The organism is Labrys sp. KB_33_2 (assembly GCF_052114505.1).
Taxonomy (GTDB): Bacteria; Pseudomonadota; Alphaproteobacteria; order Rhizobiales; family Labraceae; genus Labrys.
The window spans coordinates 54,658-78,463 of record NZ_JBFREW010000006.1; the positions used below are offsets into that span (position 1 = coordinate 54,658).

At 63.0% G+C, this 23,806-nt stretch carries 15 protein-coding genes; 9 read left to right on the forward strand and 6 right to left on the reverse strand.

Translation table 11 applies throughout. The features are described 5' to 3' along the window. Positions 1-3: 3 nt before the first annotated feature. The 4 genes from zwf (at position 4) to sseA (ending at position 4,664) form a co-directional block, all read left to right on the forward strand. The gene (zwf, locus tag AB4037_RS12525; RefSeq protein WP_434956457.1) at positions 4-1,524 is read left to right on the forward strand and encodes a glucose-6-phosphate dehydrogenase; all 1,521 of its coding nucleotides are present in this window, start codon (positions 4-6) and stop codon (positions 1,522-1,524) included. Then, complete coding sequence (gene pgl / locus AB4037_RS12530; protein WP_441771735.1) at positions 1,521-2,246, forward strand: 6-phosphogluconolactonase; 726 nt, start codon at positions 1,521-1,523, stop codon at positions 2,244-2,246. The genes zwf and pgl overlap by 4 nt, the downstream gene beginning before the upstream one ends. Positions 2,247-2,315: 69 nt before the next feature. Next, on the forward strand, positions 2,316-3,809 hold the full coding sequence (locus AB4037_RS12535) for a tetratricopeptide repeat protein (protein ID WP_441771736.1): 1,494 nt from the start codon (positions 2,316-2,318) through the stop codon (positions 3,807-3,809). Between the two features lie 9 nt (positions 3,810-3,818). Further along, positions 3,819-4,664, forward strand: a complete 846-nt coding sequence (gene sseA, locus AB4037_RS12540) for a 3-mercaptopyruvate sulfurtransferase (RefSeq protein WP_441771737.1) — start codon at positions 3,819-3,821, stop codon at positions 4,662-4,664. Positions 4,665-4,770: 106 nt separating this feature from the next. Here sseA and AB4037_RS12545 read toward each other — a convergent pair whose 3' ends face one another. Then, positions 4,771-5,922 carry a septal ring lytic transglycosylase RlpA family protein gene (locus AB4037_RS12545; RefSeq protein WP_441771738.1) on the reverse strand — a complete coding sequence of 384 codons (1,152 nt, stop codon included), beginning with the start codon at positions 5,920-5,922 and terminating at the stop codon, positions 4,771-4,773. Positions 5,923-6,718: 796 nt separating this feature from the next. Between AB4037_RS12545 and AB4037_RS12550 the strand changes: the two genes are divergently transcribed. Genes AB4037_RS12550 through AB4037_RS12565 form a run of 4 tightly spaced genes read left to right on the forward strand, consistent with a single transcriptional unit; the run spans position 6,719 to position 15,839 of the window. Beyond that, complete coding sequence (locus tag AB4037_RS12550) at positions 6,719-8,104, forward strand: efflux transporter outer membrane subunit (RefSeq protein WP_441771739.1); 1,386 nt, start codon at positions 6,719-6,721, stop codon at positions 8,102-8,104. Positions 8,105-8,164: 60 nt separating this feature from the next. After that, positions 8,165-9,550 (forward strand): efflux RND transporter periplasmic adaptor subunit, encoded by a 1,386-nt coding sequence (locus AB4037_RS12555; RefSeq protein WP_441771740.1) that lies wholly within the window; start codon positions 8,165-8,167, stop codon positions 9,548-9,550. Continuing rightward, positions 9,547-12,735, forward strand: coding sequence for an efflux RND transporter permease subunit (locus tag AB4037_RS12560; RefSeq protein ID WP_441771741.1), 3,189 nt, complete (start codon positions 9,547-9,549; stop codon positions 12,733-12,735). The genes AB4037_RS12555 and AB4037_RS12560 overlap by 4 nt, the downstream gene beginning before the upstream one ends. Continuing rightward, positions 12,732-15,839, forward strand: coding sequence for an efflux RND transporter permease subunit (locus tag AB4037_RS12565; protein WP_441771742.1), 3,108 nt, complete (start codon positions 12,732-12,734; stop codon positions 15,837-15,839). The genes AB4037_RS12560 and AB4037_RS12565 overlap by 4 nt, the downstream gene beginning before the upstream one ends. Here AB4037_RS12565 and AB4037_RS12570 read toward each other — a convergent pair. Together AB4037_RS12570 and AB4037_RS12575 are read right to left on the reverse strand one after the other, a co-directional pair. Beyond that, the gene (locus tag AB4037_RS12570; RefSeq protein ID WP_441771743.1) at positions 15,836-16,516 is read right to left on the reverse strand and encodes a haloacid dehalogenase type II; all 681 of its coding nucleotides are present in this window, start codon (positions 16,514-16,516) and stop codon (positions 15,836-15,838) included. The two genes, AB4037_RS12565 and AB4037_RS12570, sit on opposite strands and share 4 nt — an antisense overlap. Positions 16,517-16,598: 82 nt before the next feature. After that, the gene (locus AB4037_RS12575) at positions 16,599-17,405 is read right to left on the reverse strand and encodes a class I SAM-dependent methyltransferase (protein ID WP_441771744.1); all 807 of its coding nucleotides are present in this window, start codon (positions 17,403-17,405) and stop codon (positions 16,599-16,601) included. A gap of 386 nt (positions 17,406-17,791) precedes the next feature. Between AB4037_RS12575 and AB4037_RS12580 the strand changes: the two genes are divergently transcribed. After that, positions 17,792-20,593, forward strand: a complete 2,802-nt coding sequence (locus AB4037_RS12580) for an aminotransferase class I/II-fold pyridoxal phosphate-dependent enzyme (RefSeq protein WP_441771745.1) — start codon at positions 17,792-17,794, stop codon at positions 20,591-20,593. A gap of 25 nt (positions 20,594-20,618) precedes the next feature. Here AB4037_RS12580 and AB4037_RS12585 read toward each other — a convergent pair whose 3' ends face one another. The 3 genes from AB4037_RS12585 to AB4037_RS12595 all read right to left on the reverse strand — a co-directional run bounded on the left by AB4037_RS12585 (position 20,619) and on the right by AB4037_RS12595 (position 23,806). After that, on the reverse strand, positions 20,619-21,839 hold the full coding sequence (locus tag AB4037_RS12585) for an ROK family transcriptional regulator (RefSeq protein WP_441771746.1): 1,221 nt from the start codon (positions 21,837-21,839) through the stop codon (positions 20,619-20,621). A 238-nt stretch (positions 21,840-22,077) separates the two neighbouring features. Next, positions 22,078-22,839, reverse strand: a complete 762-nt coding sequence (locus AB4037_RS12590) for an SDR family NAD(P)-dependent oxidoreductase (RefSeq protein WP_441771747.1) — start codon at positions 22,837-22,839, stop codon at positions 22,078-22,080. A gap of 22 nt (positions 22,840-22,861) precedes the next feature. Further along, the gene (locus tag AB4037_RS12595; protein ID WP_441771748.1) at positions 22,862-23,806 is read right to left on the reverse strand and encodes an ABC transporter permease; all 945 of its coding nucleotides are present in this window, start codon (positions 23,804-23,806) and stop codon (positions 22,862-22,864) included.

The following is a 23,806-nucleotide window of genomic DNA, read 5'->3' on the forward strand; positions in this document are numbered from 1 at the left end:
GTTATGAATGCCCACCACATCAACAAGGGCGGCGCTGCCGGCCCTTGCTGCTTCGTCGTTTTTGGTGCCAATGGCGACCTGACCAAGCGCCTGCTCGTCCCTGCTCTCTATAATCTTGCGGCCACCGGCCTGCTGCCGGAGAATTTCGCCATCGTCGGCGTGGTGCGTCGTCCGATGGAGGATGATGCCTTCCGCCAGTCCCTGGTGGATGGGCTCAAGCAGTTTGCCACGAGGCCGGTCGATCAGGCAGTCGCCGACAAATTGTTCGCCTGCGTTACCAGCGTGGTTGCCGAAGTCGACAATCCCGACAGTTTCCGGGATCTGGCCCGGCATCTGGAAAAGGTCGAGAGCGGACGCAACACCGGCGGTAATCGCCTGTTCTACCTGGCGACGCCGCCGTCGGGCTTTGCCCCGATCACCCGGCTTCTCCAGGAAGTCGGCCTCAGCCAGGAAGTGGAAGGCGGGCCCTGGCGGCGCGTCATCGTCGAAAAGCCTTTCGGCACCGACCTTGCCTCGGCCCAGGCCCTCAATCGCCAGCTCCTGAGCGTGCTGAACGAGGACCAGATCTACCGGATGGATCATTATCTGGGCAAGGAGACGGTCCAGAACATCATGATCCTGCGCTTTGCCAACGGCCTGTTCGAGCCGATCTGGAACCGCGACCATATCGACCATGTCCAGATCAGCGTGGCGGAAACCGTCACGGTCGAGCGCCGTGGCGCCTTCTACGACGCGACAGGCGCCTTGCGCGACATGGTGCCCAACCATCTGTGCCAGTTGCTGTCACTGATTGCCATGGAACCCCCTGCCCGCTATTCGGCCAATTCCGTGCGTTCGGAGAAGGCCGAGGCCCTGGCGGCCATCACGCAATACACGCCCGAACAGGCGATCTTGAACTCGGTGCGGGCCCAATATGGTCCCGGCATCATCAAGGACACGCCGATCACCGCGTACCGCGCCTCGCAGGACGTCAATCCCAAGAGCGTCACGCCGACCTACACCGCCATCAAGTTCGCCATCGACAATTGGCGCTGGGCCGGCGTGCCCTTCTATCTGCGCACCGGCAAGGCCCTCGCCAAGCGCAAGACGGAAGTGGCGATCCGCTTCAAGGACGCGCCGATCGCCATGTTTCGCGATACGGCGCTGTCCGGCATGGGGCCGAACACGCTGGTGCTCGATATCCAGCCGGAAGAAGGCATCACGCTGCATTTCAACGCCAAGGTGCCGGGACCCAAGATCGACCTTGCGGGTGTCGGCATGGACTTCAAATACAAGGACTATTTCGAGGCGGCCGCGAGCACCGGCTACGAAACGCTGATCTATGACTGCATGATCGGTGATGCCATGCTGTTCCAGCGTGCCGACGGGGTCGAGGCAGGCTGGGCCGCGGTGCAGCCCTTCCTCGATGCCTGGGCCAATGCCGGCGATCGGGGGCTTGCCAACTATGCCGCCGGTTCCGAGGGCCCGGCTGCCGCCGAGGTCATGCTTGCCCGTGACGGGCGCGGCTGGCGGCCTATCGCATGAGCAGCGAGCGCATCATCGATATCTCGGCCGATGCCGACGCCTTGGCCGACCGTGCAGCCGACTGGTTCGTCGCCGAATTGGCGGGGCGGCCGGGGCCGATCGCGGTGGCCCTGTCCGGCGGCTCCACGCCCAAGCGCCTTTACGAGCGTCTGGCGCGGGATCCCTGGCGTTCCGCCCTGCCCTTCGAGCGCATTCATTGGTTCTGGGGGGATGAACGTATCGTTGCCGCCGACGATGCAAGGCGCAACACGCTGATGGCAAAGGGAGCTTTGCTCGACCATGTCCCGGCGCCTCAGCAGAACATTCATGAGATCGCGGCAACGCCGGTCTCGCCCGAGGCCGCAGCGCAGGCCTATGAGCAGGCGCTCAAGGCTTATTACGGCGCGGACGTGCTTGATCCGGATCGGCCGCTGTTCGACATCATGCTGCTCGGCGTTGGGTCCGACGGACATACGGCCTCCCTCTTTCCGGGCAAGCCAGCCCTGGCTGTAAGGGATCGCTGGGCTGTTCATTCAGATCCGGGTTTGGATCCCTTCGTGCCGCGGGTAACCCTGACCTTTCCGGCCATCGCCTCGAGCCGGGCCGTTGCCTTCCTTGCCGCCGGGGCGGACAAGCGCGAGACGCTCGCCAAGATCTTCGCCGGCGCCGATCTGCCATCGGCCCATGTCGAGGCTGCGGGCCCGATCCATTGGTTCCTCGACGAAGCGGCTGCACCGGCATGATCGGCCAGCTATTTCGTTTGCGGAACTGACGGCTTGTTTTTTGGGGGAATGATGGCGGGAAGAATGGGCGTGGCCGCGCTGGTGGCCATGCTGGTGACGGGGGGCGCCGGGCAGGCCTCGGCGGAGATGTTTCCAATCTATCGGTTCGACGACTATTGTCTGGATACGATCGGCCGGCCGCCGAAGGTGATGCTGGATAGCCCCGAAATGGTCTCCTGTTTCAACCGGGAGTCGACGGCCTATGTCGAATTGAACGACATCTGGGTCACGGTTCCGGGGGATATTCAGAGCGCCTGCTATTCGGAGGGCCGAACCAAGGTCGAAACGGGAGCTGGCTCCTATGCCAGGCACCTGGCTTGCACTCAGCGTAAGATCGCCGATAGGTCCCGCCCCAGTACCGGCGTGCCGGCGACCGATTGCGACCGCATGGCTTCGCGCGGGGGCGACCCGCTTTCCCTCGCTCCCGGTCTCAGCATGGCGGACATCGACCACGCCAAGGCAATCCCGGCTTGTGAGCAAGCCCTGGCCGAACACCCCAAGGAAGGGCGCTTTGCCTATATGCTCGGCCGGGCGCAAGAGGGAGCTGAGCAATATGACAAGGCGCGCCAATCCTATCTCAGAGCCGTCGATCTCGGCGAGAAGCGGGCTTTCCTCAATTTGGGCGGCCTCTACGCGGATGGTCGGGGCGTGGAGCCTGATTCCGCAGCGGCAGTTACCTGGTACAGGAAAGGTGCCGATGCCGGCGAGAGCGGCTGCGAGAACAATCTCGCCGGCCTCTATCTGAGAGGGAATGGCGTCGAACAGAGCATTGAGCAGGCTCTGGCCCTCTATCGCAAGGCGTTCGAGCATGGCGATGGCGAGGCCGCCTATAATTTGGGAGTCCTGTACGAACAGGGCAATGGCGTCGAAGTCGATCTCGCCGCTGCCCTCGACTATTATCGCAAGGCTGCTGCCGCCGGCAGCGCCAATGCGCAATACGAACTCGCCCAACGCTACGCCAAGGGTGACGGGGTCGAGAAGAACGCAAGCCTTGCCGTGGTCTGGTACAGCAAGGCTGCAGAACAAGGTCTGGGCTCAGCGCAGATGGATCTCGGCTATGCCTATGACGAGGGATTGGGCCTGTCCCCCGAGCCAGCCGAGGCGGCCAATTGGTACGCCAAAGCCGCGGACCAGGGCTACGACGCGGCTCGGCACAATTTGGCTTTATTCTATGCCGAGGGCAAAGGGGTGCCCAAGGATCCTGTCAAGGCGGTTTCGCTGTATCGACAGGCGGCCGAGGATGGTTATATCCCCTCGCAGACCAATCTTGCCGTGCAACTTGCAGGTGGCATTGGCGTGCCCAAGGACGAGGCTGAAGCCTTGAAATGGTTCCGGCTGGCCGCCGAGCAGGACGAACCGGTTGCCCAGTTCAATCTCGGCATTTTCTATGAGCACGGGCGTGGCACCCGCGCCAGTAAGAAGGACGCCATTGCCTGGTATCGCAAGGCTGCCGCCCAGGGGCATGAGAACGCCAAGGCGGCTCTCGACCGGCTTGCCGGCAAGAAAACCCGCAAGAAGGCATAGGAACACATCATGACCTCCTCTCCTCATCTGGTTTCCACCGCCTGGCTGGCCGCTCACCTTGGCGACGAGAATCTGGCTGTCGTCGATGGGTCGTGGCATCTGCCGGCGGTCAATCGCGACGGTCACGCCGAATATCTGGCTGCCCATATTCCTGGCGCTGTCTTTTTCGACATCGACAAGATCGTCGATGCCAGCAGCGGGTTGCCTCATATGCTGCCGAGCCCCGAAGTTTTCTCAGAGGCCGTCGGTGCGCTCGGCCTCACCGAGAACAAGCATATCGTCGTCTATGACGGTGCCGGCTTGTTCTCGGCCCCGCGCGTCTGGTGGACCTTCCGGATCTTCGGAGCGGCCAAAGTTTCCATCCTCGACGGCGGCTTCCCGCTTTGGCAGGCCGAGAACCGCCCTGTCGAGGGCGGGGCACCGCACCCAGTGCCGGCTCGCTTCACGGCGCGTTTCGACGGTGACCAGGTGAAGAGCGTCGGCCAGGTCCAGGCCGCCCTGATGGATGGCAGTGCAGAAATCATCGATGCCCGGCCGGCTGAGCGCTTCCGCGGCGAGGCGCCGGAGCCTCGGCCGGGCGTGCGCCCGGGACATATGCCGGGCGCCCGTAATCTGCCTTATGCCGCCCTTGTCGAGAATGGCCGTCTGGCCTCATCTGAGACGATCAAGACCGCGATGAACACGGCCGGCATCGATGGCGGGAAACCGCTGGTGGCAAGCTGTGGCTCGGGCGTATCGGCTGCCATTCTGGCTCTGGCCTTCGATACGGTCGGCAAGCCGGTCGAGGGTATCTATGACGGATCCTGGGCCGAATGGGGCGCCCGGCCGGATCTGCCTTTGGCAACGGGCGATTAAACCGCCTCGCTCTACGCCGGCGGAAATCGCCTCACCCGCACAAAAATAAAGCTCGCACAAAGGGATGTGCGAGCTTTTTGATTTTCTGCCTGATTGGCAATCCGATCTATTGGCCCGCCATCGAAGCCGTGACCGGCGAGGTCGGCACCAGAACCGCAGGTGCGTGGGCCGGTGTCGCGGCAAAGGCTTGTGCCGTCGGTTGTACGGCCATGGCCGGCTCCACCGATGCGTCGGGAGCCTTGGCCTTCGCCAGATTGACCTGTCCGATCGAACCGGTCGGCACCTTGCCCAGAACACCATCCGAGCTGCGCGGACGGGAAGGCGGCAACGGCGTGAACGCCATATTGCTGAGGCCAGCCACCTCTGTCGTGGCGACGGGCGGATCCATCGGCTCGGCCTGGGCGATCATCGGCGGCACCACTACCGGCTTGATCTCGGGGGCCGCGAGCCTGGACGGCTTGACTTCGGTCGCCGAAGCGACCTGCGTCACGGCTGCGACGGGCAAGATCGGTGTCGTGGTCGGACGCGTCGGAGGCGCCGCGTCGGCAACCATGGTGTTCGAAACGCCAGCCGGCAGCGGCGCCGGTGTGCCATCGGTCCGCAAAGTCGCCATCAGCATCTTGTTGTCGGAGCCGGATTCGGGAGCGCGGCCGACATATTCGACCTTCACCCGCCCGACACCGGCTCCCTTGAATTGCAGCAGGTCGGCGGCACGGCTCGACAGGTCGATCAGGCGGCCATGCACATAGGGGCCGCGATCGTTCACGCGAACGACGATCGAGGTGCCGTTGCTCAGATTTGTGACGCGCGCATAGCTCGGCAGCGGCATGGTCTTGTGCGCGGCCGAAAGACCCGTCATGTCGAAACGCTCGCCCACAGCCGTCTTGCGGCCATTGAAGCCCGGCCCGTACCAGGATGCCAGGCCGACGGCGGTGTATTTGGAATCATGGCCCGCGGGCACATAGCGCTTGCCGCCGATCGCATAGGGCTTTTCAGTGCCGTTCTTGCTGCGCACAGGCGGGGTAACCACACGCGTACCTGCCGGCGGCACGACTGTCGTGCTGGTGGCGGCCGCAACTTGGGTGGTTGCGGGTTTGGGAGCATAGGCTTGATTGGGTGCGGCGCAACTCGCCAAAGCGGCACAGCCAGCGAGAGCGATGGCCGCCTTGACGACGGCTCCCGATACCCGGGAAGGAGATGAAGTGTCGGAAATACGCAACTCGACGCGATTTGGAACAGCCGAGAGGTTTTCCGCCATCTCAGAATCCTTCTTATGGAGCGAAGAGGCGTCGTGGTCTGCGTGCGGCCATGGCGTGTCCAACACGACATGGCGGGGCGCAGTACGAGCGCATCCTGCTGTTTCATTTCGAAGCACGAAGCCGTTCTGCACTTCGTGTCCGGTGGTGGATTTCCCCGGATTTCCGCCATAAAGACGCCCTGACATTGCGCCTGAATTGCGGCAAGGTTTCCAAACCGTAAACAGCCGATAGCGCAAGATCCGACAAATTGAAAGCCCCGCAACAGGCTCCTGCGGCACCAGGACACCCGCCCACTGGTCGCGCCGGCTGCGGAAGGGTTAATATTTCCTGAGCGAAATCAGTAAGAAAAGGGAGATTAACCAGTGCAGCCGAGCGTTGTTCGATTGCCGGCAAAAAAGTTCACTTCACACAACTTTACAGAGCAGAACGACCCCCGCAAACACGGTCCTGCCATAGTCGCCGGGCCAGTTTGGGGCAGGCAGGATCGCGGAAAGGAATCGAGGAATGACGCTCACCAGCAGACAAGTGCTTCCGGACCGCTCGCACAATGCCGTTAACTTGGCTATGTGCTTGGCATGTTGGCGATTCCTGCCTCAGGCAGGTTCTCTCGTCCAAGCCGGCGAATAGGCTTGGACGAGAGAACCTGCAAATGCCTGATATCTTGCAATTTCCTTGTGACCGTGCCCATGGCTCGATCGCAAGGAACTGCTTAGGTTCGCTGGAATGCCCTTTTTTGAAGGCCCCATCGTGAAGCTTTCTCTTCGTCAGATGCGTACTTCAGCAACGGCAGTCGGTATGTTGACCGCGTTTGCGACGATCCTGGCCGGTTGCGCCGATGTTCGCCCGCTCAATCTCGCGATTGCGGTGCCGAGCGCTTACGACCAGGCCTCGAAGGCGAAGCCGGCAGAGCCGGTGCGCACGGATTGGTGGCGTAGCTTCGGATCCCCCGAACTGACGGCGCTGGTCCAGCAGGCGCAGATGGGCAATCTCGATATCGCGACCGCGATTGCCAATGTCGAGCAGGCACAGGCGGGCATCACCATTGCCAGGGCCCCGCTGTTTCCGCAGATCGATGGCGACATCTCGGCCCAGCGCGCCCGCGCCGCCTCGTCGACGGGACGGGTCGGGCGTGGGCGGGCCACCTATGGCCTGTCGGCGAGCGCCAGCTACGAGATCGATTTCTGGGGCAAGAACAGCCAGGCGCTGGCGAGTGCCAGGTCCAGCGAGGCTGCAAGCCGCTTCGATCGCGACACGGTCGAACTGACGACGATCGCCAATGTGGCGGATGCCTATTTCGCCATCCTCGGCGCCCAGGACAGGCTGCGCATTGCGCGCGATAACGTCGCCAGTGCCACACGAATCATGACGCTGATCAACAATCAGCTCAAGGCCGGGACGGCGACATCTCTTCAGGTCGCCCAGCAGCAGAGCCTGCTCGACCAGCAACGCGCCAGCATCCCGCCGCTGGAACTGTCGGTCGCGCAAAACAAGGCCGCTGTTGCCCTGCTGGTCGGCAGCCCCCCCGCCCTGGTGAGTATCAAGGGCGGGGGGCTGGGACGTTTGCGCGTACCGAACGTCGCGGCAGGGCTCCCCTCGCAATTGTTGACTCGCCGGCCCGACATCGCCGCCGCCCAAGCCACTCTGATTGCTTCCCACCAGGATGCGCTGTCTGCGAGGGCTGCCCAATTCCCCTCGATCTCCCTGACCGGGCAAGGCGGCGTGCAGAGCGCCGCACTCAAGAGCCTGTTCGATCCCGCAGCGGGTTTCTATTCGATCGCTGCGGGCCTGACGCAGCCGATCTTCGACGGTGGTACCTTGCGCGGCAATGTCGAGCGGGCCAATGGCGTGCAGAGCGCCCAAGTGGCTGCCTATCGCAAGACCGTGGTGCAGGCCTTCGTCGACGTCGAGAACGCCTTGGCTGCCGTGCGCCAATATGCCCGCCAGGAGGTGTTACAGCAGGCCGTGGTGGTGAGTTCGCGCAAGGCCTACACCATCTCGGAGCAGCAATTGCGCGAGGGCACCGTCGATCTGGTGACCGTGCTGCAAACTGAGCAAACTCTCTTCAACGCCCAGGACACGCTGATACAGGTCAAGCTGCTGCGTCTGCAGGCGCTGATCAGCCTGCATCAGGCGTTGGGCGGCGGGTGGACGACGTCCGCCGCGCAAACGCCGCAAAACTAGAAACTGTTATGGGCGATGCGAAACCCGACTCGCGCCCGTTCCCGATTCGAGTGAGTTGAAATGCCCAGACTTTCGCGCAGCCTCGTGACATTGGCCGTTCTGCTGGCTGCTGGAGCCGGGGCGGCCTATCTGACGCGTGATCGCTGGCGCGCCTCAGCTCCGCCATGGTTGCAGGCCTATCTGCCGCCGGCCGAGACCGCCGACCAGAGCAAGCCCGCGCCAGCAAGGGCGGGCGGCGGCCGGCGCGGCCGCCGCGGCAGTTTCGATAGCGGCGGCCCCCTGCCCGTGCTGATCGCTGAAGCCAAGACAGCCGACGTGCCTGTTTATCTCTACGGTGTCGGTACCGTGAAGGCGTACAATACCGTGACGATCACCCCGCAGGTGGGCGGGCAGATCGTCGAAATGCCGTTTCGGGAGGGCCAGGACGTCAAGAAGGGCGACGTGATCGCCCGTATCGACGATTCGACCTACAAGGCCACGCTGGACCAGGCCATTGCCAAGAAAGCCCAGGATCAGGCCCTGCTCGACAATGCCAAGCGCGACCTTCAGCGCTATATGGGCTTGGTCGCCAGCAATTCGGTAACCCGGCAGACGGCCGATACGCAGCGCTCCACCGTGGCGCAATACGAGGCCCAGCTCAAATCGGACGATGCGGCCATCGCCAGCGCACAGGCGACCCTGGCCTACACCATCATTACGGCGCCGATCGACGGACGCGCCGGCATCCGCAACGTGGATGTGGGCAATGTCGTCCAGGCTTCCAGCAGCACGGGCCTCGTCACGTTGACGCAGATCAAGCCCATCGCGGTCCTGTTCTCGGTGCCGCAACAGGCCTTGGCCGAGATCGCGCCGGCCGGTGGCAAGGAACCGTTGCAGGTCGAGGCCGTTCGCGGCGACAACAAAATCGTGATCGATACCGGCAAGCTCGAAGTCATCAACAACGAGGTGGATGCCAGCACCGGCACGATTCAGCTCAAGGCGATCTTTCCCAACGCCTCGCTGGGTCTGTGGCCCGGGGCCTTCGTGAATGCCAAGCTCAAGGTGAGAACACTGGCAGGTGTCGTCGTTGCGCCCACCGCGGCGATCCAGCGCGGGCCCAACGGCACTTTCGTCTATGTGCTTGGCGATGACGGTACCGCCAAGATGCGCCCGGTCACCGTCAGCCAGCAAGGCGATGAGCAGGTTGTCGTCGATAGCGGCCTGAAAAACGGCGAGAAGATCATCACCACTGGCTTTGCAAGGCTGAGCGACGGTGCCAAGGTCGAGGTTTCCAAGTCGGGGGCCGTTCCGGCCGAAGACGACGAGGAGGGCCTGGAGGCGCCGGCGCCCGCCGCGCAGCCGGAGAGCGGCGGCAAGGCGGAGGGAGGAGACGGCCAACCTCAACGCAAAGGGCATCGTCGCCAACAGGGTGGCGGCGCTACGCCTGCGCCAGCACCAGCGCCATGAACGGGGTCTCCGCCCCCTTCATTCTCCGGCCGATCGCCACCTCACTGCTCGGCATCGCCGTGCTGCTGGGCGGTCTGCTCGGCTATTTTGCCTTGCCGATCGCCCCCCTGCCCCAGGTCGATTTCCCGACCATCCAGATCACCACCCAGTTGCCGGGGGCCGAACCGGAAACCATGGCGAAACTGGTGACGGCCCCCCTGGAGCGCAATCTCGGCCAGATCCCGTCGATTGCGACCATGGTTTCGTCGTCGGCTTTCGGCATCAGCCAGATCACGCTGCAGTTCAATCTGGATCGCGACATCGACGGTGCCGCTCAGGACGTGCAGGCGGCCATCAACGCCTCAGCTTCCACATTGCCCTCAGGCCTGCCCTACCCGCCGAGCTATGCCAAGGTGAACCCGGCCGACACGCCGATCCTGACCCTGGCGCTGCGTTCGAAGACGCAGACCATCCGAAACCTGTCCGACATGGCCGATACCCTGCTGGCTCAGCGCTTCGCCGAGGTCAGCGGCGTCGGCCATGTCGACGTGCAAGGTGGCGTGCGCCCGGCCCTAAGGGTGCAGGTCAATCTTGCCCGGGCCGCGGCTTATGGTCTGGGCCTGGAGGATATAAGGCTCGCCATCACCACCTCGACGGTTGCCGGCGCCAAGGGCTCCCTCAACGGCGCGGCCCAGTCCTACACAATCGCGGCCAATGACCAGATCAGCGCGGCCGATGCTTTCGCCGACGTGGTGATCGCCTACCGCAACAGCGCTCCCGTGCGACTCAAGGACATCGCCGATGTGGTCGAGGGCCTGGAAAACGCACGGGTGGGTGCCTATTACAACGGCCAGCCGGCCGTGGTGATCGACATCATGCGCCAGCCGGGCGCCAATGTGATCGCCACGGTCAACAGCGTGCTGGCGGCGTTGCCGGAGCTCCGCCGCAGCCTGCCGGCCGACATCTCGCTCGAAGTCGTCAACGATCGCACGCAAACCATCAAGGCCTCGATCGACGAAGTGGAGATGACCCTGGCTCTCAGCGTCGGCCTGGTGATTCTCGTCGTCTTCGTCTTCCTCAGAACCTTGCGCGCGACCATCATCGCGGGCGTCGCCCTGCCGCTTTCGTTGATCGCGGCTTTTGGCGTCATGTGGTTCTGCGGCTTCAGCCTCGACAATCTCTCGCTGATGGCACTCACCATCGGCGCCGGCTTCGTGGTCGACGACGCCATCGTGATGATCGAGAACATCGTGCGCCATATCGAGGATGGCGAGAATCCGTTCGATGCCGCGCTCAAGGGTGCCAAGGAAATCGGCTTCACCATCATTTCGCTGACGGTATCGCTGATCGCGGTGTTCATTCCGCTCCTGTTCATGACCGGCATCGTCGGGCGCATGTTCCGCGAATTCGCCCTGACCCTGACCATCGCCGTGGTCGTTTCGGCCGTGATCTCGCTGACACTGACGCCAATGATGTGCGCGCGCCTGCTCAAATCAGGCCATAGTGAGCGCAAGGGGCTGCTGGACTGGGTCGATCGCGGCTTCGATGCCGTCATCCGCGGTTATCGGGCCAGCTTGGTATGGACCTTGCGCCACGGCTTTTTGATGTTGCTCCTCACGCTTGGCACGCTGGCGACCACGGTCTGGCTTTACATCGCCATGCCCAAGGGCTTCCTGCCCCAGCAGGATACCGGGCTGATCACGGCAGTGATCCAGGCCGAGCCGACGGCCTCCTTCGATGCCATGAAGAAGGCGCAGGCCACCATTGCCGACATTGCCCGCAAGGACCCCGATATCCTCTCCGCCGTGGCCAGCATCGGCGTCTCGGGGAGCAATCTCACCTCCAATACCGGCTCGCTCTCCCTGGTGCTCAAGCCGCGCAACGAGCGCAAGGCAGGCGCCACCGATATCATTCAGCGCCTGCAGGCCGAGACCAACCGGCTGCCGGGCCTGCGCGTGACCTATCAGAGCGTGCAGGACATCCGCATCACCGCGCGAGCCGGCCGCGCGCCCTACCAATATACGCTGACCGGCACCGATGCGAACGACGTCGACCGCTGGGCCGACCAGTTGGCCGCCGAACTCGAACGCTCCGGCGTGATGCGCGACGTCACCTCGGAAGTGCAGAATGGCGGTGCCAGGCTCTTCGTGGATGTCGACCGCGACACCGCATCCCGCCTCGGTGTGTCCATGCAGGACATCTCCAACGCCCTGAACAATGCTTTCGGCCAACGCCAGGTCGCTACCATCTATGCCCAGGCCAACCAATATCGCGTCATCCTGGAGGCGGCGCTCGACGATCAGGTGGGACCGAGCGTGCTCAGCCGGATCTATGTTCCCAGCTCAGCCAGCACCTCCGGGCTTGCCACCACCACCAATCCCACGGCGGGGACAGTCGGCGCCAGCGGTACGGCGACCAACATACCGACCGCATCGGGCGCCGCCGACAATCAGGTGCCCCTGAGCGCCTTCACCAGCATCCGTCACGAGACGGCGCCGCTGGTGGTCGAGCACGACGATCAATTCCCCTCGGCAACCATCAGTTTCGATGTCGCCCACGGAGCCTCGCTCAGCGATGCCGTTGCCGCGATCCGCCAGGCGCAGGCCGCGATCGGCATGCCGGCGTCGATCTCCACCCGTTTCACCGGCGATGCGGCGGAGTTTTCTTCCTCCCTCGCCAACCAGCCCTGGCTGATCCTGGCGGCCGTGATCACCATCTATATCGTGCTGGGCGTGCTCTATGAGAGCGCCATCCATCCGGTGACGATCCTCTCGACCTTGCCATCGGCTGGCGTCGGCGCCTTGCTTGCGCTCGAATATACCGGCCATGAACTGTCCCTCATCGCGCTGATCGGCATCGTGCTCTTGATGGGTATCGTCAAGAAGAACGCCATCATGATGATCGACTTTGCCATCGAGGCGCAGCGCGAACGAGGCATGGATCCGCATGAAGCCATCGTCACCGCTTCGGCCCTGCGCTTCCGGCCTATCATGATGACCACGCTGGCGGCACTGTTCGGCGCCCTGCCGCTGGCGCTCGGCCACGGCATGGGATCGGAACTGCGGATACCGCTCGGCATCACCATCATCGGCGGCCTGCTGCTGAGCCAGTTGCTGACGCTCTACACCACCCCCGTGATCTATCTCGGCTTCGAGCGGCTGCGAGAACGCTTTGCCCGCAAGCCGCAGGCGATACCGCAGGCATGAACATCTCGGAGCCCTTCATCCGCAGGCCGATCGGCACCATCCTCCTGGCGATGGGCCTGTTGCTGGTGGGGCTCGCCGCCTATCGCCAATTGCCGGTCTCTAGCCTGCCCGCCATCGATCTGCCGACCATCGTGGTAACAGCCAGCCGTCCCGGCGCCGATCCGTCGACGATGGCTGCCAGCGTCGCGGCGCCGCTCGAACGCAAGCTCGGGTCGATTGCCGGCGTGACCGAAATCACGTCGCGCTCGTCCCTGGGCTCGACCCTCATCATCATCCAGTTCGACATCGCCCGCGACGTCGACAGCGCGGCACAGGACGTGCAGGCCGCCATCAATGCCGCGGCATCCGACCTGCCGTCGGATCTGTCCACCGCGCCCTCCTTCCGCAAGTTCAACCCGAATGCCCGTCCGATCCTGATCCTGGCGATGACCTCCGATACGGTTGGCGCCAGCGACATGTTCGATGCCGCCGACAGCGTGATCGTGCAGCGTATTTCGCAGGTCGAGGGTGTCGGCGAAGTCGCCGTCAGCGGCGCGGATCAGCCGGCCATCCGGGTCACGCTCAATCCCGATCGCATTGCGGCCATGGGCCTGTCGATGGAAGCGGTGCGCCAGGCGATCGTGGCGGCCAACGCCATCAGTCCGCTCGGCTCCCTGGACGGCCCCGACATCGTCATGGCGCTCGACACCGGCGGCCAGATGTCGGCGCCGGAGGATTATGCATCCATCATCATCCGTTCGGGCAATGGCACCGCGGTACGCCTGGGCGATATCGCCACCGTGGAGCGCGGCGTGCGCAACCTCAATTCCAGCGCGAGCTATAACGGCAAACCGGCCATCCTTCTCAACATCACCAAGGAAGCCAATGGCAACGTCATCGAAACCGTCAATGCTATCAAGGCATTATTGCCGGTTCTGAAGGCGCGCATTCCGGCCGGAATCGACATCGACATCCTCACCGACCGTACCACCACGATCCGCGCCAGCGTCGACGACATGCAATGGACGTTGATGGCGTCCGTCATCCTGGTCGTGCTGGTCGTCTTCGTATTTCTTCGCCGCTCGACGCCGGTCCTGGCGGCCGGTGTCACCGTGCCGCTTTCGCTGGCTGCCACCTTCGGGGCGATGTGGCTCGCCGATTTTTCCATCGACAATCTCTCCCTGATGGCGCTGGTCGTCTCGGTCGGTTTCGTCGTCGACGACGCCATCGTCATGGTCGAAAACGTGCATGCCAAGCGTGAGGCCGGCCTGCCGCCCCTGCAGGCCGCGATTGAGGGTGCCCGGCAGATCGGCTTCACCGTGGTGTCGATCAGCCTGTCGCTCCTGGCCGTCTTCATCCCCTTGCTCTTTGCTGGAGGGATTACCGGCAAGTTCCTGTTCGAATTCGCGATGACGCTGGCTTTTGCGGTGATCGCCTCGACCGTGATCTCCCTCACCCTGACACCGATGATCCTGGCCCATCGTGGCCATGAGAGTGTTGGTATGCGACAAGGGCTATTCGATCGCCTGGTCGAGGGAACTCTGCGGCGGGTCGTGAACCTCTATGGTGCCAGCCTGCGCGGCGTGCTCAATCACGGCTTCCTGACGCTGCTGGTTATCTTCGCCACGGTTTTCGGCACCGGCTGGCTCTACTATGCCTTGCCGAAATCGCTGGTGCCTCAGGATGATGGCGGCTTCATTCAAGGTTTTTCTCAAGCTTCTTCGGATGCATCCTACGACGCCGTGGTGGTCTGGCAACGTCAGGTCGCGGCGATCATTCAACGCAACCCCTATGTCACCGGGGTCGGTTCCTCCATCGGCTCAAGCCCTTTCGGCGGCACCAATTCCGGTCAGCTCAGCATTTCCTTGCTTCCCCCGGACCAGCGTCCTCCCACCGAGGATGTCATCGCGCAATTGCGCAAGAGCGTGCGTACGGTTGCCGGGCTCAACGTGTTCATGTTCTCGCCGCAGGACGTTTCCGCGGGCGGGCGCCAGTCCCAGTCGCAATACCAGTATACGCTATGGTCTGGCGACTCCGACCTCCTGGTCGAATGGGCGCCGAGGGTGATGGAGAGGCTGAAGACCGTACCGGGATTGACCGATGTCAATTCTGACAGGCAGCGCAACGGCTTGCAGGCCAAACTTGTCATCGATCGCGAGGCGGCCGCGCGTCTCGGGGTGGCCATTACGTCGATCGATAGCGCCCTCAACAATGCTTTTTCGCAACGGCAGATCTCCACGATCTACACCCAGCGCAATCAATATCGCGTGGTGCTCGCCGCATCCCCTGAGCAGAGCCGCGATCCCAGCGACATGACAGGCCTCTACGTGCCCGGCAGGTCGGGCCTGGTGCCGCTCTCGGCGGTTGCTAATGTGGAACGAGGGCTCGCGCCACAGCAGGTCAATCATCAGGGGCAATATCCCGCCATTACCCTCTCCTACAATCTCGCGCCGGGCACCAAGATCCAGGACGCCTCGGATGCCATCGAGGCCGCGGTAGCCGGCATGCACCTTCCCGCCGATATCAGGGGGGAATTTGCCGGCGACGCCAAGCAGGCGGCTCAATCCGGTTCTAGCCAGCCTCTGCTGATCCTGGCGGCCTTGCTGGCCGTCTACATCGTGCTCGGTGTTCTCTATGAAAGCCTGGCGCACCCGCTCACGATTCTCTCGACCCTGCCTTCGGCGGGACTGGGCGGCCTGCTCGCCCTCCATTTCGCCAATATGGAACTGACTATCGTCGCCTTCATCGGCATCATCCTGCTGATCGGTATCGTCAAGAAGAATGGCATCATGCTGGTGGATTTCGCCTTGGAAGCCGAGCGTGAGCGCAATCTGAGCTCCAGTGAGGCCATCTTCGAGGCATGCCTGGTGCGGTTCCGGCCGATCCTGATGACCACGCTCGCCGCTATCTTGGGAGCGCTGCCCCTGATCCTGGCGACCGGCCCCGGCACGGAATTGCGGCGCCCGCTCGGCGTCACCATCGTGGGAGGCTTGATTGTGAGCCAGATCCTCACGCTCTACACCACGCCGGTGATCTATCTCATGCTGTCGCGCCTTCATCGCCGCTGGAGTGTCAAGCCGCAGCGGCCGGGGCAAGCGACCGTGCAGGCGCCAAGCTCCGGTTAGGCGAACAGGGTGGCGAGATCCTTCAGGGTCTCACCGCTGGCGTGAGGAGAAGTGCCCAACCTTTCAGGAGGATGCTTGCCGCGGTTCACCCAGTAGGTGTGATAGCCGAACCAGGTTGCGCCGCTGATATCCCAGCTATTCGACGAGACGAACAGAATGCGCCCGGGCGGCATGCCGAGCCGGTCAGGCCCCAGCTGATAGGCCGCCCTCGCGGTCTTGTAGCAGCCGGCGGCGTCGACACTGAGGACATCGTCGAAGAGGCCGGAGAGCCCAGATGATTGCAATGCAGCCTCCAGCATGGCCGGCGTGCCGTTCGAGAGGATGCCGAGCCGCACCCCTTTGTTCCGCAGATCCAGCAGCGCGGCAGGTACTTCCGGAAAACTCGGCAAGGACCAGTAGGCGGCCAGCAAGTCGTCCCGCTTTTGCCGGGGCGCGGTCAGGCCAAGCCGCTCGATGGAATAGTCCAGTGCATCAGCCGTCACCGTCGCGAAATCCGCATAGTTTCCGCTGATCGTGCGCAGCCATGTGTAGTTGAGTTGCTTGTCCCGCCAGAGCGCGGAGAACTCGGCGCCGCGGCCAGGAAAGGCCTGTTCTGCCTTCTCGGTGATGAAGCCAAGGTCGAGCAATGTGCCGTAAGCATCGAACAACACGGCTGAAAAAGGAACGAGCGTATTCATCGAGGAACTCCTGCAGCAATCTGTCAAGACACCGGATAGGCGGCCTGCCGCAACGATCATACGGCAACAGGTGAAGCGCCTTTCAAGGTCGCCTCGCGGTGTAGATGGCCGTCATGAAATGCCGCATCACCCTGCCCCCGAACTCCTCGTCGACAATGGCTCCGATGCGGTCAAGGAACGCCTGGCGTTCAATTTCCGGCAGTCGGGCGACGGGAGAAAAGGTGGCTGTCAGCCCAAGGATTTGCTGCTTGTTCAAAACGGGCCGCCAGCGCACCTCCTCGGCAATGATGGACTCAAAACCCGCTTGTTCGAGCTCGGCAATACGGTGCTTCCTGTCGAGGCCGAAATGCCCTTTCGGCCCGTCGCCATGCGAGGGACTTTTCTGCAATCGCTCGAACAGCGCGTGCGTGCGTTGATGGAACGCGTCGGCTTCATCCGGGTCTCCGAAGATGTTCCACCACATCGCCCAATGCCCGCCGGGACGCAGAAGGTGGAATGCTTTAGCCAGGGCCTGGCCGGGCTCGATCCAGTGGAGGGAGGTTGCGGCAATGCCAAGATCGAAGGAGGCGGCCGGCATAATAGCCTCTTCGAACGTAACAGTCTGCACGTTCAGCCTGTCTGCATGCGCGTTCTGGCTATCGACGAGAAACGCTGCCAGCCTCGCATCCGGCTCGACAGCCGTCACTCGGCAGCCCATGGCGAGCAATGGAACGGTCGCCAGACCGGTTCCTGGCCCAATCTCGAACACGCTCTTGCTCTCACCCACCCGGCAACGGGTCTCGAGGATCTCAAAGATGCGATCGGGATAGTCAGGCCTGAAAGCAGCATAGGCGCGCGCATTCTCTCCGAAGAGAGTTCTGCCGGCAGTTCGGGCAATCGTCGTTGGCATGGAGATACCCGTTTTCCTTCCTTTTACCGCATGGTCGGGTGCCGGCCTTTATCCCGCCGTCCTATGGTACCTGCCTGTGCGGAAGATGAATGAATACCCCATCATCTCTGGCGAAATAGCTCGGCTCCGCACTGAAATCCGCTTGTGCGACATCCCGGTGACTGTAAGCTACCTGCCAGTATCAAGAGATCCGGGGAGGATTGGCCGTCAGAATCGAAATTGAGCCGATCAGTATCTTCGACGATGCGTGACGGGCGCGGCGGTTGATGAAGGGATGTGCTTGGGCGAAGTCCAAAGCATATCTCTCAAAAACCAACCTACGATGTCCGCTACCACCTCTCGCGGAAGAAATCACAAAGTATAACGATAATGCGTTGGAGGAACATATGAATGCCGGGGCCTCGTTCGACAAAAGCAAGAACGCGCTAAGCCGTCATCGCAGCGTCTGGGAAATGCGCTCTGAAAGCTGGATCGGCCTCGTCGACGATCTGAGCCGACTGGTAGCCCTTCCTCCCGACCATCCCGAACGCCAGTCCCGCCTGACCCATATCAGCGAGCTGATTGCCGCCCTCTCCCCGATCGAAAGCTATTGGGCCTTTCCGGGGGGCCGGGTCTTCGCCGATCTGTGCAACTGGATTGAACGGGGCGAGTTGGCGCGTGCGCATCAAACGGCACGCCGCATCCATCGCGTGCTGGTAGCCCGGACCTATCGGCATGAGGCAAGCTCGCTCGAGGGCGATGGCGAACTGCCCTCGCAGATCGAGACCGAAAGCGAACGTCAGGCACAGTTGTCGCGCCCCTATTTCGAAGTGCTCATCGTCGACGAGATGTCGGCCAGCGAAGAGGCGGCGCTACGCCGGCGCGTTCAGCGCAAGCGCCATGCCGAGGATGAGTTCATCTTCGACATCGTCATCGTGCCCAGTTTCGAAGACGCCCTGATCGCCACGCTGGTGAACTTCAACCTGCAGGCGGTGGTGATCCGCCACGGCTTTCCTTTTCGTTCGATCTACAGCGACGATATGCTGCGCCGCTTCCTCGACGGTGTTCAGGACGGCATCGAAACCATACCCGAATTCGAGCGCGGCCCCTTGCTTGGCCGCCAGATCGCTCGATTGCGCCCGGAGCTCGACCTCTATCTGGTTACAGACATGAAGGTGGAGGATATCGCGGCGACCGCCGGCGAAGTGTTCAAGCGCATCTTCTTCGGCGAAGAGGACCATGTCGAACTCTATGGCGCCATCATGCAGGGAGTCGGAGAGCGCTACCACACCCCCTTCTTTGACGCGCTGCGGGATTATGCCAAGCAGCCGACCGGCGTATTCCACGCCTTGCCCCTTGCCCGTGGCAAGGCGATCCTCAATTCGAGCTGGATCGGGGACCTCTTGCAATTCTACGGCATGAACCTGTTCATGGCCGAGACGTCGGCGACCTCGGGTGGCCTCGATTCCCTGCTCGATCCGGTCGGTCCCCTCAAGATTGCCCAGGAACATGCCGCGCGGGCCTTCGGCGCCCGCCGTACCTATTTCGCCACCAACGGCACCTCGACCTGCAACAAGATCGTGGTGCAAGCCCTGGTGCGGCCCGACGATATCGTGCTGGTCGATCGCAACTGCCACAAATCGCACCATTACGGCCTGGTGCTGGCGGGGGCACAGGTCGCCTATCTCGACTCCTACCCGCTCGACCAATATTCGATGTATGGCGCCGTGCCGATCCGCCACATCAAGGAAACGCTGCTGAGCTTCAAGCGCGCCGGTACGCTGGACCGGGTGCGCATGGTGCTTTTGACCAACTGCACCTTCGACGGCATCGTCTACGATGTCGAACGCGTGATGCTGGAATGCCTGGCGATCAAGCCGGATCTTGTCTTCTTGTGGGACGAGGCCTGGTTTGCCTTCGCGCGCTGCCATCCGGTCTATCGCCCGCGCACTGCCATGGCCACGGCGGCGCGCCTTACCGAGATGTTCAAGGATCCGGCCTATGCCAAGCGCTACGAGGAGTTCGCCGCCAGCGTCAATTGGGATGACGAGGAGGCGTTGCTCGAACGGCAGCTGATCCCCGATCCCGACAAGGTGCGCATACGCACCTACGCTACCCACTCGACCCACAAAACCCTGACGGCCCTGCGCCAGGGCTCGATGATCCATGTCTGGGACCAGGATTTCCGGGACAAGGCGGAGGAGGCCTTCCACGAAGCCTATATGACCCATACCTCTACTTCGCCGAACTACCAGATCCTCGCCTCGCTCGATGTCGGCCGGCGACAGGTGGAGCTCGAGGGCTATGAACTGGTGCAGCGCCAGCTCGAACTGGCGATGAACCTGCGCGACCAGGTGCAGGCGCATCCTCTGCTCAAGCGCTATTTCCGCTTCCTGGCGGTCGGCGACCTCGTGCCGCTGCAGCACCGGGAATCCGGCGTCGAGAGCTATTTCAACGAGGAGACGGGCTGGAACAATTTCGAGCTGGCCTGGCGCACCGACGAGTTCGCGCTCGACCCGACCCGGGCGACACTGGCGATCGGCGCCACCGGCCTCGACGGCGACACCTTCAAGAACAAGGAGTTGATGGACAAATACGGCATCCAGATCAACAAGACCTCGCGCAACACTGTCCTGTTCATGACCAATATCGGCTCGACGCGCTCGGCGGTGGCCTATCTGATCGAGGTACTGGTCAAGATCGCGCGCGATCTCGACCGCAGCGCCGCGGACATGAGCAGTATCGAGCGGCGCATCCACGCCAAGAAGGTGCGATCCTTGACGCTCGAACATCCGCCCTTGCCGGATTTCTCCAGCTTCCACCGGGCTTTCCGCGGCGACAATCTCGCCAGCAACACGCAGACCCGCAATGGCGACATCCGCAGCGCCTTCTTCCTGTCCTATGACGACAGCAATTGCGAGTATGTGAACATGATGGAGGCCTCCCGGGCGATCCAGGCGGGACGCGAGCTCGTCTCGGCTTTGTTCGTGATCCCCTACCCGCCCGGTTTCCCAATCCTGGTGCCCGGCCAGGTCATCAGCATGGAGATCCTCCAGTTCATGTCGGCCCTCGACGTGCACGAGATCCATGGCTACCGCCCGGATCTCGGCTTCCGCATCTTCAGCGAAGAGGCCCTGGCCCGCACCCAGGAGCGAGCGCTGGCCAAGACCACCGTGATCCAGGCCCAGCAGGAGGCCATGCAGAACTAGAATGGTGAGCCTGGCGCCGGAAGCGTCAGAACAGATTGCCGTAAAGTGGCATGGCAGCAGCACCGAGGGCAGCGACAAGGTCGCTCGGTGCCTGCGCCCGCTCCAACACGATGGGTTTGGGCCGCGCATTCATCTGATAGGCGGCGACTGTGCGGCGCGTGCGCTCGACGAGGCGTCCCAGCACGGATTCGGGCAGCAGCCCGCTCATCAGGACGTTTGAGATGTCGACGATGTTGGACACGCTGGTCAAGGCGCGGCCGAGATCGGTACCCGCCTGCTCGACCCAGCGGCCGAGATCGGGATCGTCACAAAAGCCCGGCGCGGAAAAATCCAGGGACTCGACATTGGGCTTGCCCAGGAAACGCGCCAGCCCGCGCAACGACACCACGGTTTCCAGGCAACCGCGGGCACCGCAATAGCAGATCTCGCCGTTCGGATAGGTATGGATGTGGCCGATCTCGCCGGCATTGCCGTAGGAGCCGCGTACGGCCCGCCGGTTGAAGATCAGGGCGCCGCCCAGGCCATAACCGACAAAGGCATAGATATAGCTGGGCAGATGATGGCCGCCGCCAAACCAATATTCCCCCAGGCCGGCCGCCGCCCCGTTGATCGCGATGAAGACATCGTGTCCGATCAGGTCAGACAATGCCTTTTCGAAGGGATAGTTGCGCCAGGCGGGGTATTGGCTCGATTGCCCGACTGCCCCCCTGTCGTGATCGACCGGCCCCATGACCGAGACGCCGACGCCAAGCAGCTTTTTGGGGCGCATCGGATGGGCATCGAGGCGGGAGAACAGCGTAGCGAGCAAATGCGTGGACGGTTCGGGTTCCTCGATGCGCAACTGCTCTTTCTCATGCGCGATGATGTTGCCGGCAACATCGACGAGCACGGCCCGGGCAAACTCGTGATCGAAGTGCAGGCCGATCGTGGCGGCGTAACCCGAGATGAGGCGCAATCCACGGATAGGCTGACCCAGGCGTGGACGCCCGGCACGATCCGCCGCCGGTGTGGCCGCGACCTCCGCCACCAGCCCCTCTTCCATCAGCGCAGCGACGATCTGGGTGATGGCCGAAGGCGTCAGGCCCGTCTCAGTGGCAAGATGCGTGCGCCCGATCCCGGGCGATTGCCGAATGCCCTCAATGACCAGGCCCCGATTGAGGTCGCCGACCCGCGAGGCATTGTAGCCTCGCTGCCTGCGTCGCCCGGCGGACGATGGGACCGGTCTTTCCCGGTTGGACTCATTCATGACGCGACCAATGCCGACAGGACTTCAGCCCTGCCCAACGAGACATGCCTTGTTTAGACCCTAAAGCGCTTTGCGACTCGGCGGAATCGCCCAAAATCGCAAAGACGCTCATGCCAATCCATTGGATTGGCTCGGAAACAATGAACTAGAGCAAAGAGGTGTTTGCGTTCAAGCGCGCTTTGCTCTGGATGTCGCCTCGATGGTCCAGTCCTTTCCATGGCCGAGAAGACGAGCGGGGTCAGCGGGTCAGATAGCCGCCGTCCACGACCAGAACCTCACCGGTGACATAGCTCGAAGCCGGCGCGCACAGGAACAGCACGCAAGCGGCAACTTCGTCGGGCGTCCCAACCCTGGCCATCGGGGTCATATCGCGCCAGATCGGGAACCAGTCGGGGTTTTCGATGCCGCCGCGTGACATGTTGGTATCGATATAGCCGGGCGCAACCGCGTTGATGCGGATGTTCTCGGCGGCGAACTCGCTGGCCAGGCTCTTCGTCATCATGTGAACCGCAGCCTTGGAGGCGTTATAGGCAACCTGGTTCTGCGGCACATTGGAAATGAACCCGGAAATCGAGCCTACATTCACGATCGCGCCGCTGCCTTGCTTGCGCATCGGTACGAGAGCCGCGCGGCAGCCGCGAAAGACGGCATCGACATTGGTGTCCATCACCTGGCGCCAGCGCTCCTCGTCGAAATCGGGGGTATCGCCGTGGCTGGCAACGCCGGCATTGTTGACGAGAATGTCGAGCTGGCCCCAGCGTGTGAGAGCCGCATCGACGAGGCGCTGCGGCGCGGCCGGGTCGCGAATGTCGGCCTGGACAAAGGCAACATCATAGCCGGCATCGGCCAGACCCTGCTCGGCCTCCTCGACCTTGCTTCGCCCTGAAATCAGGAGCTTTGCTCCGGCCTCACCCAAGGCGTGTGCGATGGAGAGCCCAATGCCGCGATTGCCCCCAGTGATAAGTGCGGTCTTGCCGTCCAGACGAAATTTCTCGAGCATCGTTTTTCCTATGTAGTGGTGGCTATTTCATCACGCCCTTGGGCGCATGACCGCTGTTGAGGCAGACGGCCAGGATCAGGATCGTGCCGAAGACGATCTGTTGCGCGAGAGCATTGACCCCGACGAAGGTCATGCCCGTGCGAAACACGGCGATCAGCATGGTCCCCGCCAGCGTTCGCAGAACCCCGCCATTACCGCCGGTCAGCGAGGTGCCGCCCAGCACGACCGCGGCAATGGCGGGGAGCAGGAATTCGTTGGCGATGGTGGGTGTTCCGCTTGACAGACGAGCCGCGAGCATGACGCCGGACATGGCGGCAAAGGCACCAGCCAGGGCAAAGACGGCCAATTTGATCCTGACGACACGGATGCCCGAGACGGTTGCGGCGGGTTCGCTGCAGCCGACGGCCTTCATCCTCTTTCCGAAGGGCGTTGCCTGCTCCAGCACAAAGGCCAGGACAAAGATAACGAGACTGACCCAGATTTCGTTGGGCAGGCCGAGCGTGGAGCCAATGATCCAGCTCAGGGCGTCGCCGCGGATTTCGCCGGGGATGCCGATCGCCCGCTGGCCCGAAATCCAAAGAGCCGTCGTCGCCGCTATACCTCCCGCGGCGAGGGTGGCGACGAAGCTGGGAATGCGCAGCTTGCCATGCACGAACCCCGAGAGCAGGCCGAACACCCCCCCGATGAGGATGGCGGCCGGAATGGCGATCAGGCCGTGTCCCGGCAGTAGCAGAGCGAGCACGATGGAGGCGATGGCGGCCACCGATTGCATCGACAGATCGACCGATCCGACATAGATCACGAAGGTCATGCCGAGAGCCATCACGAACAGGGTGGCATTGTCCGCCATCAGGCCGATCAGCGTCATGGGATCGAGAAAGCGCGCGTCGAACGCACCCACGACGAGGATGGCGAGGATCAGGGCGATCCAGGGCAGATAGGGCGCGAGGAAACGCAGGCGTATCAT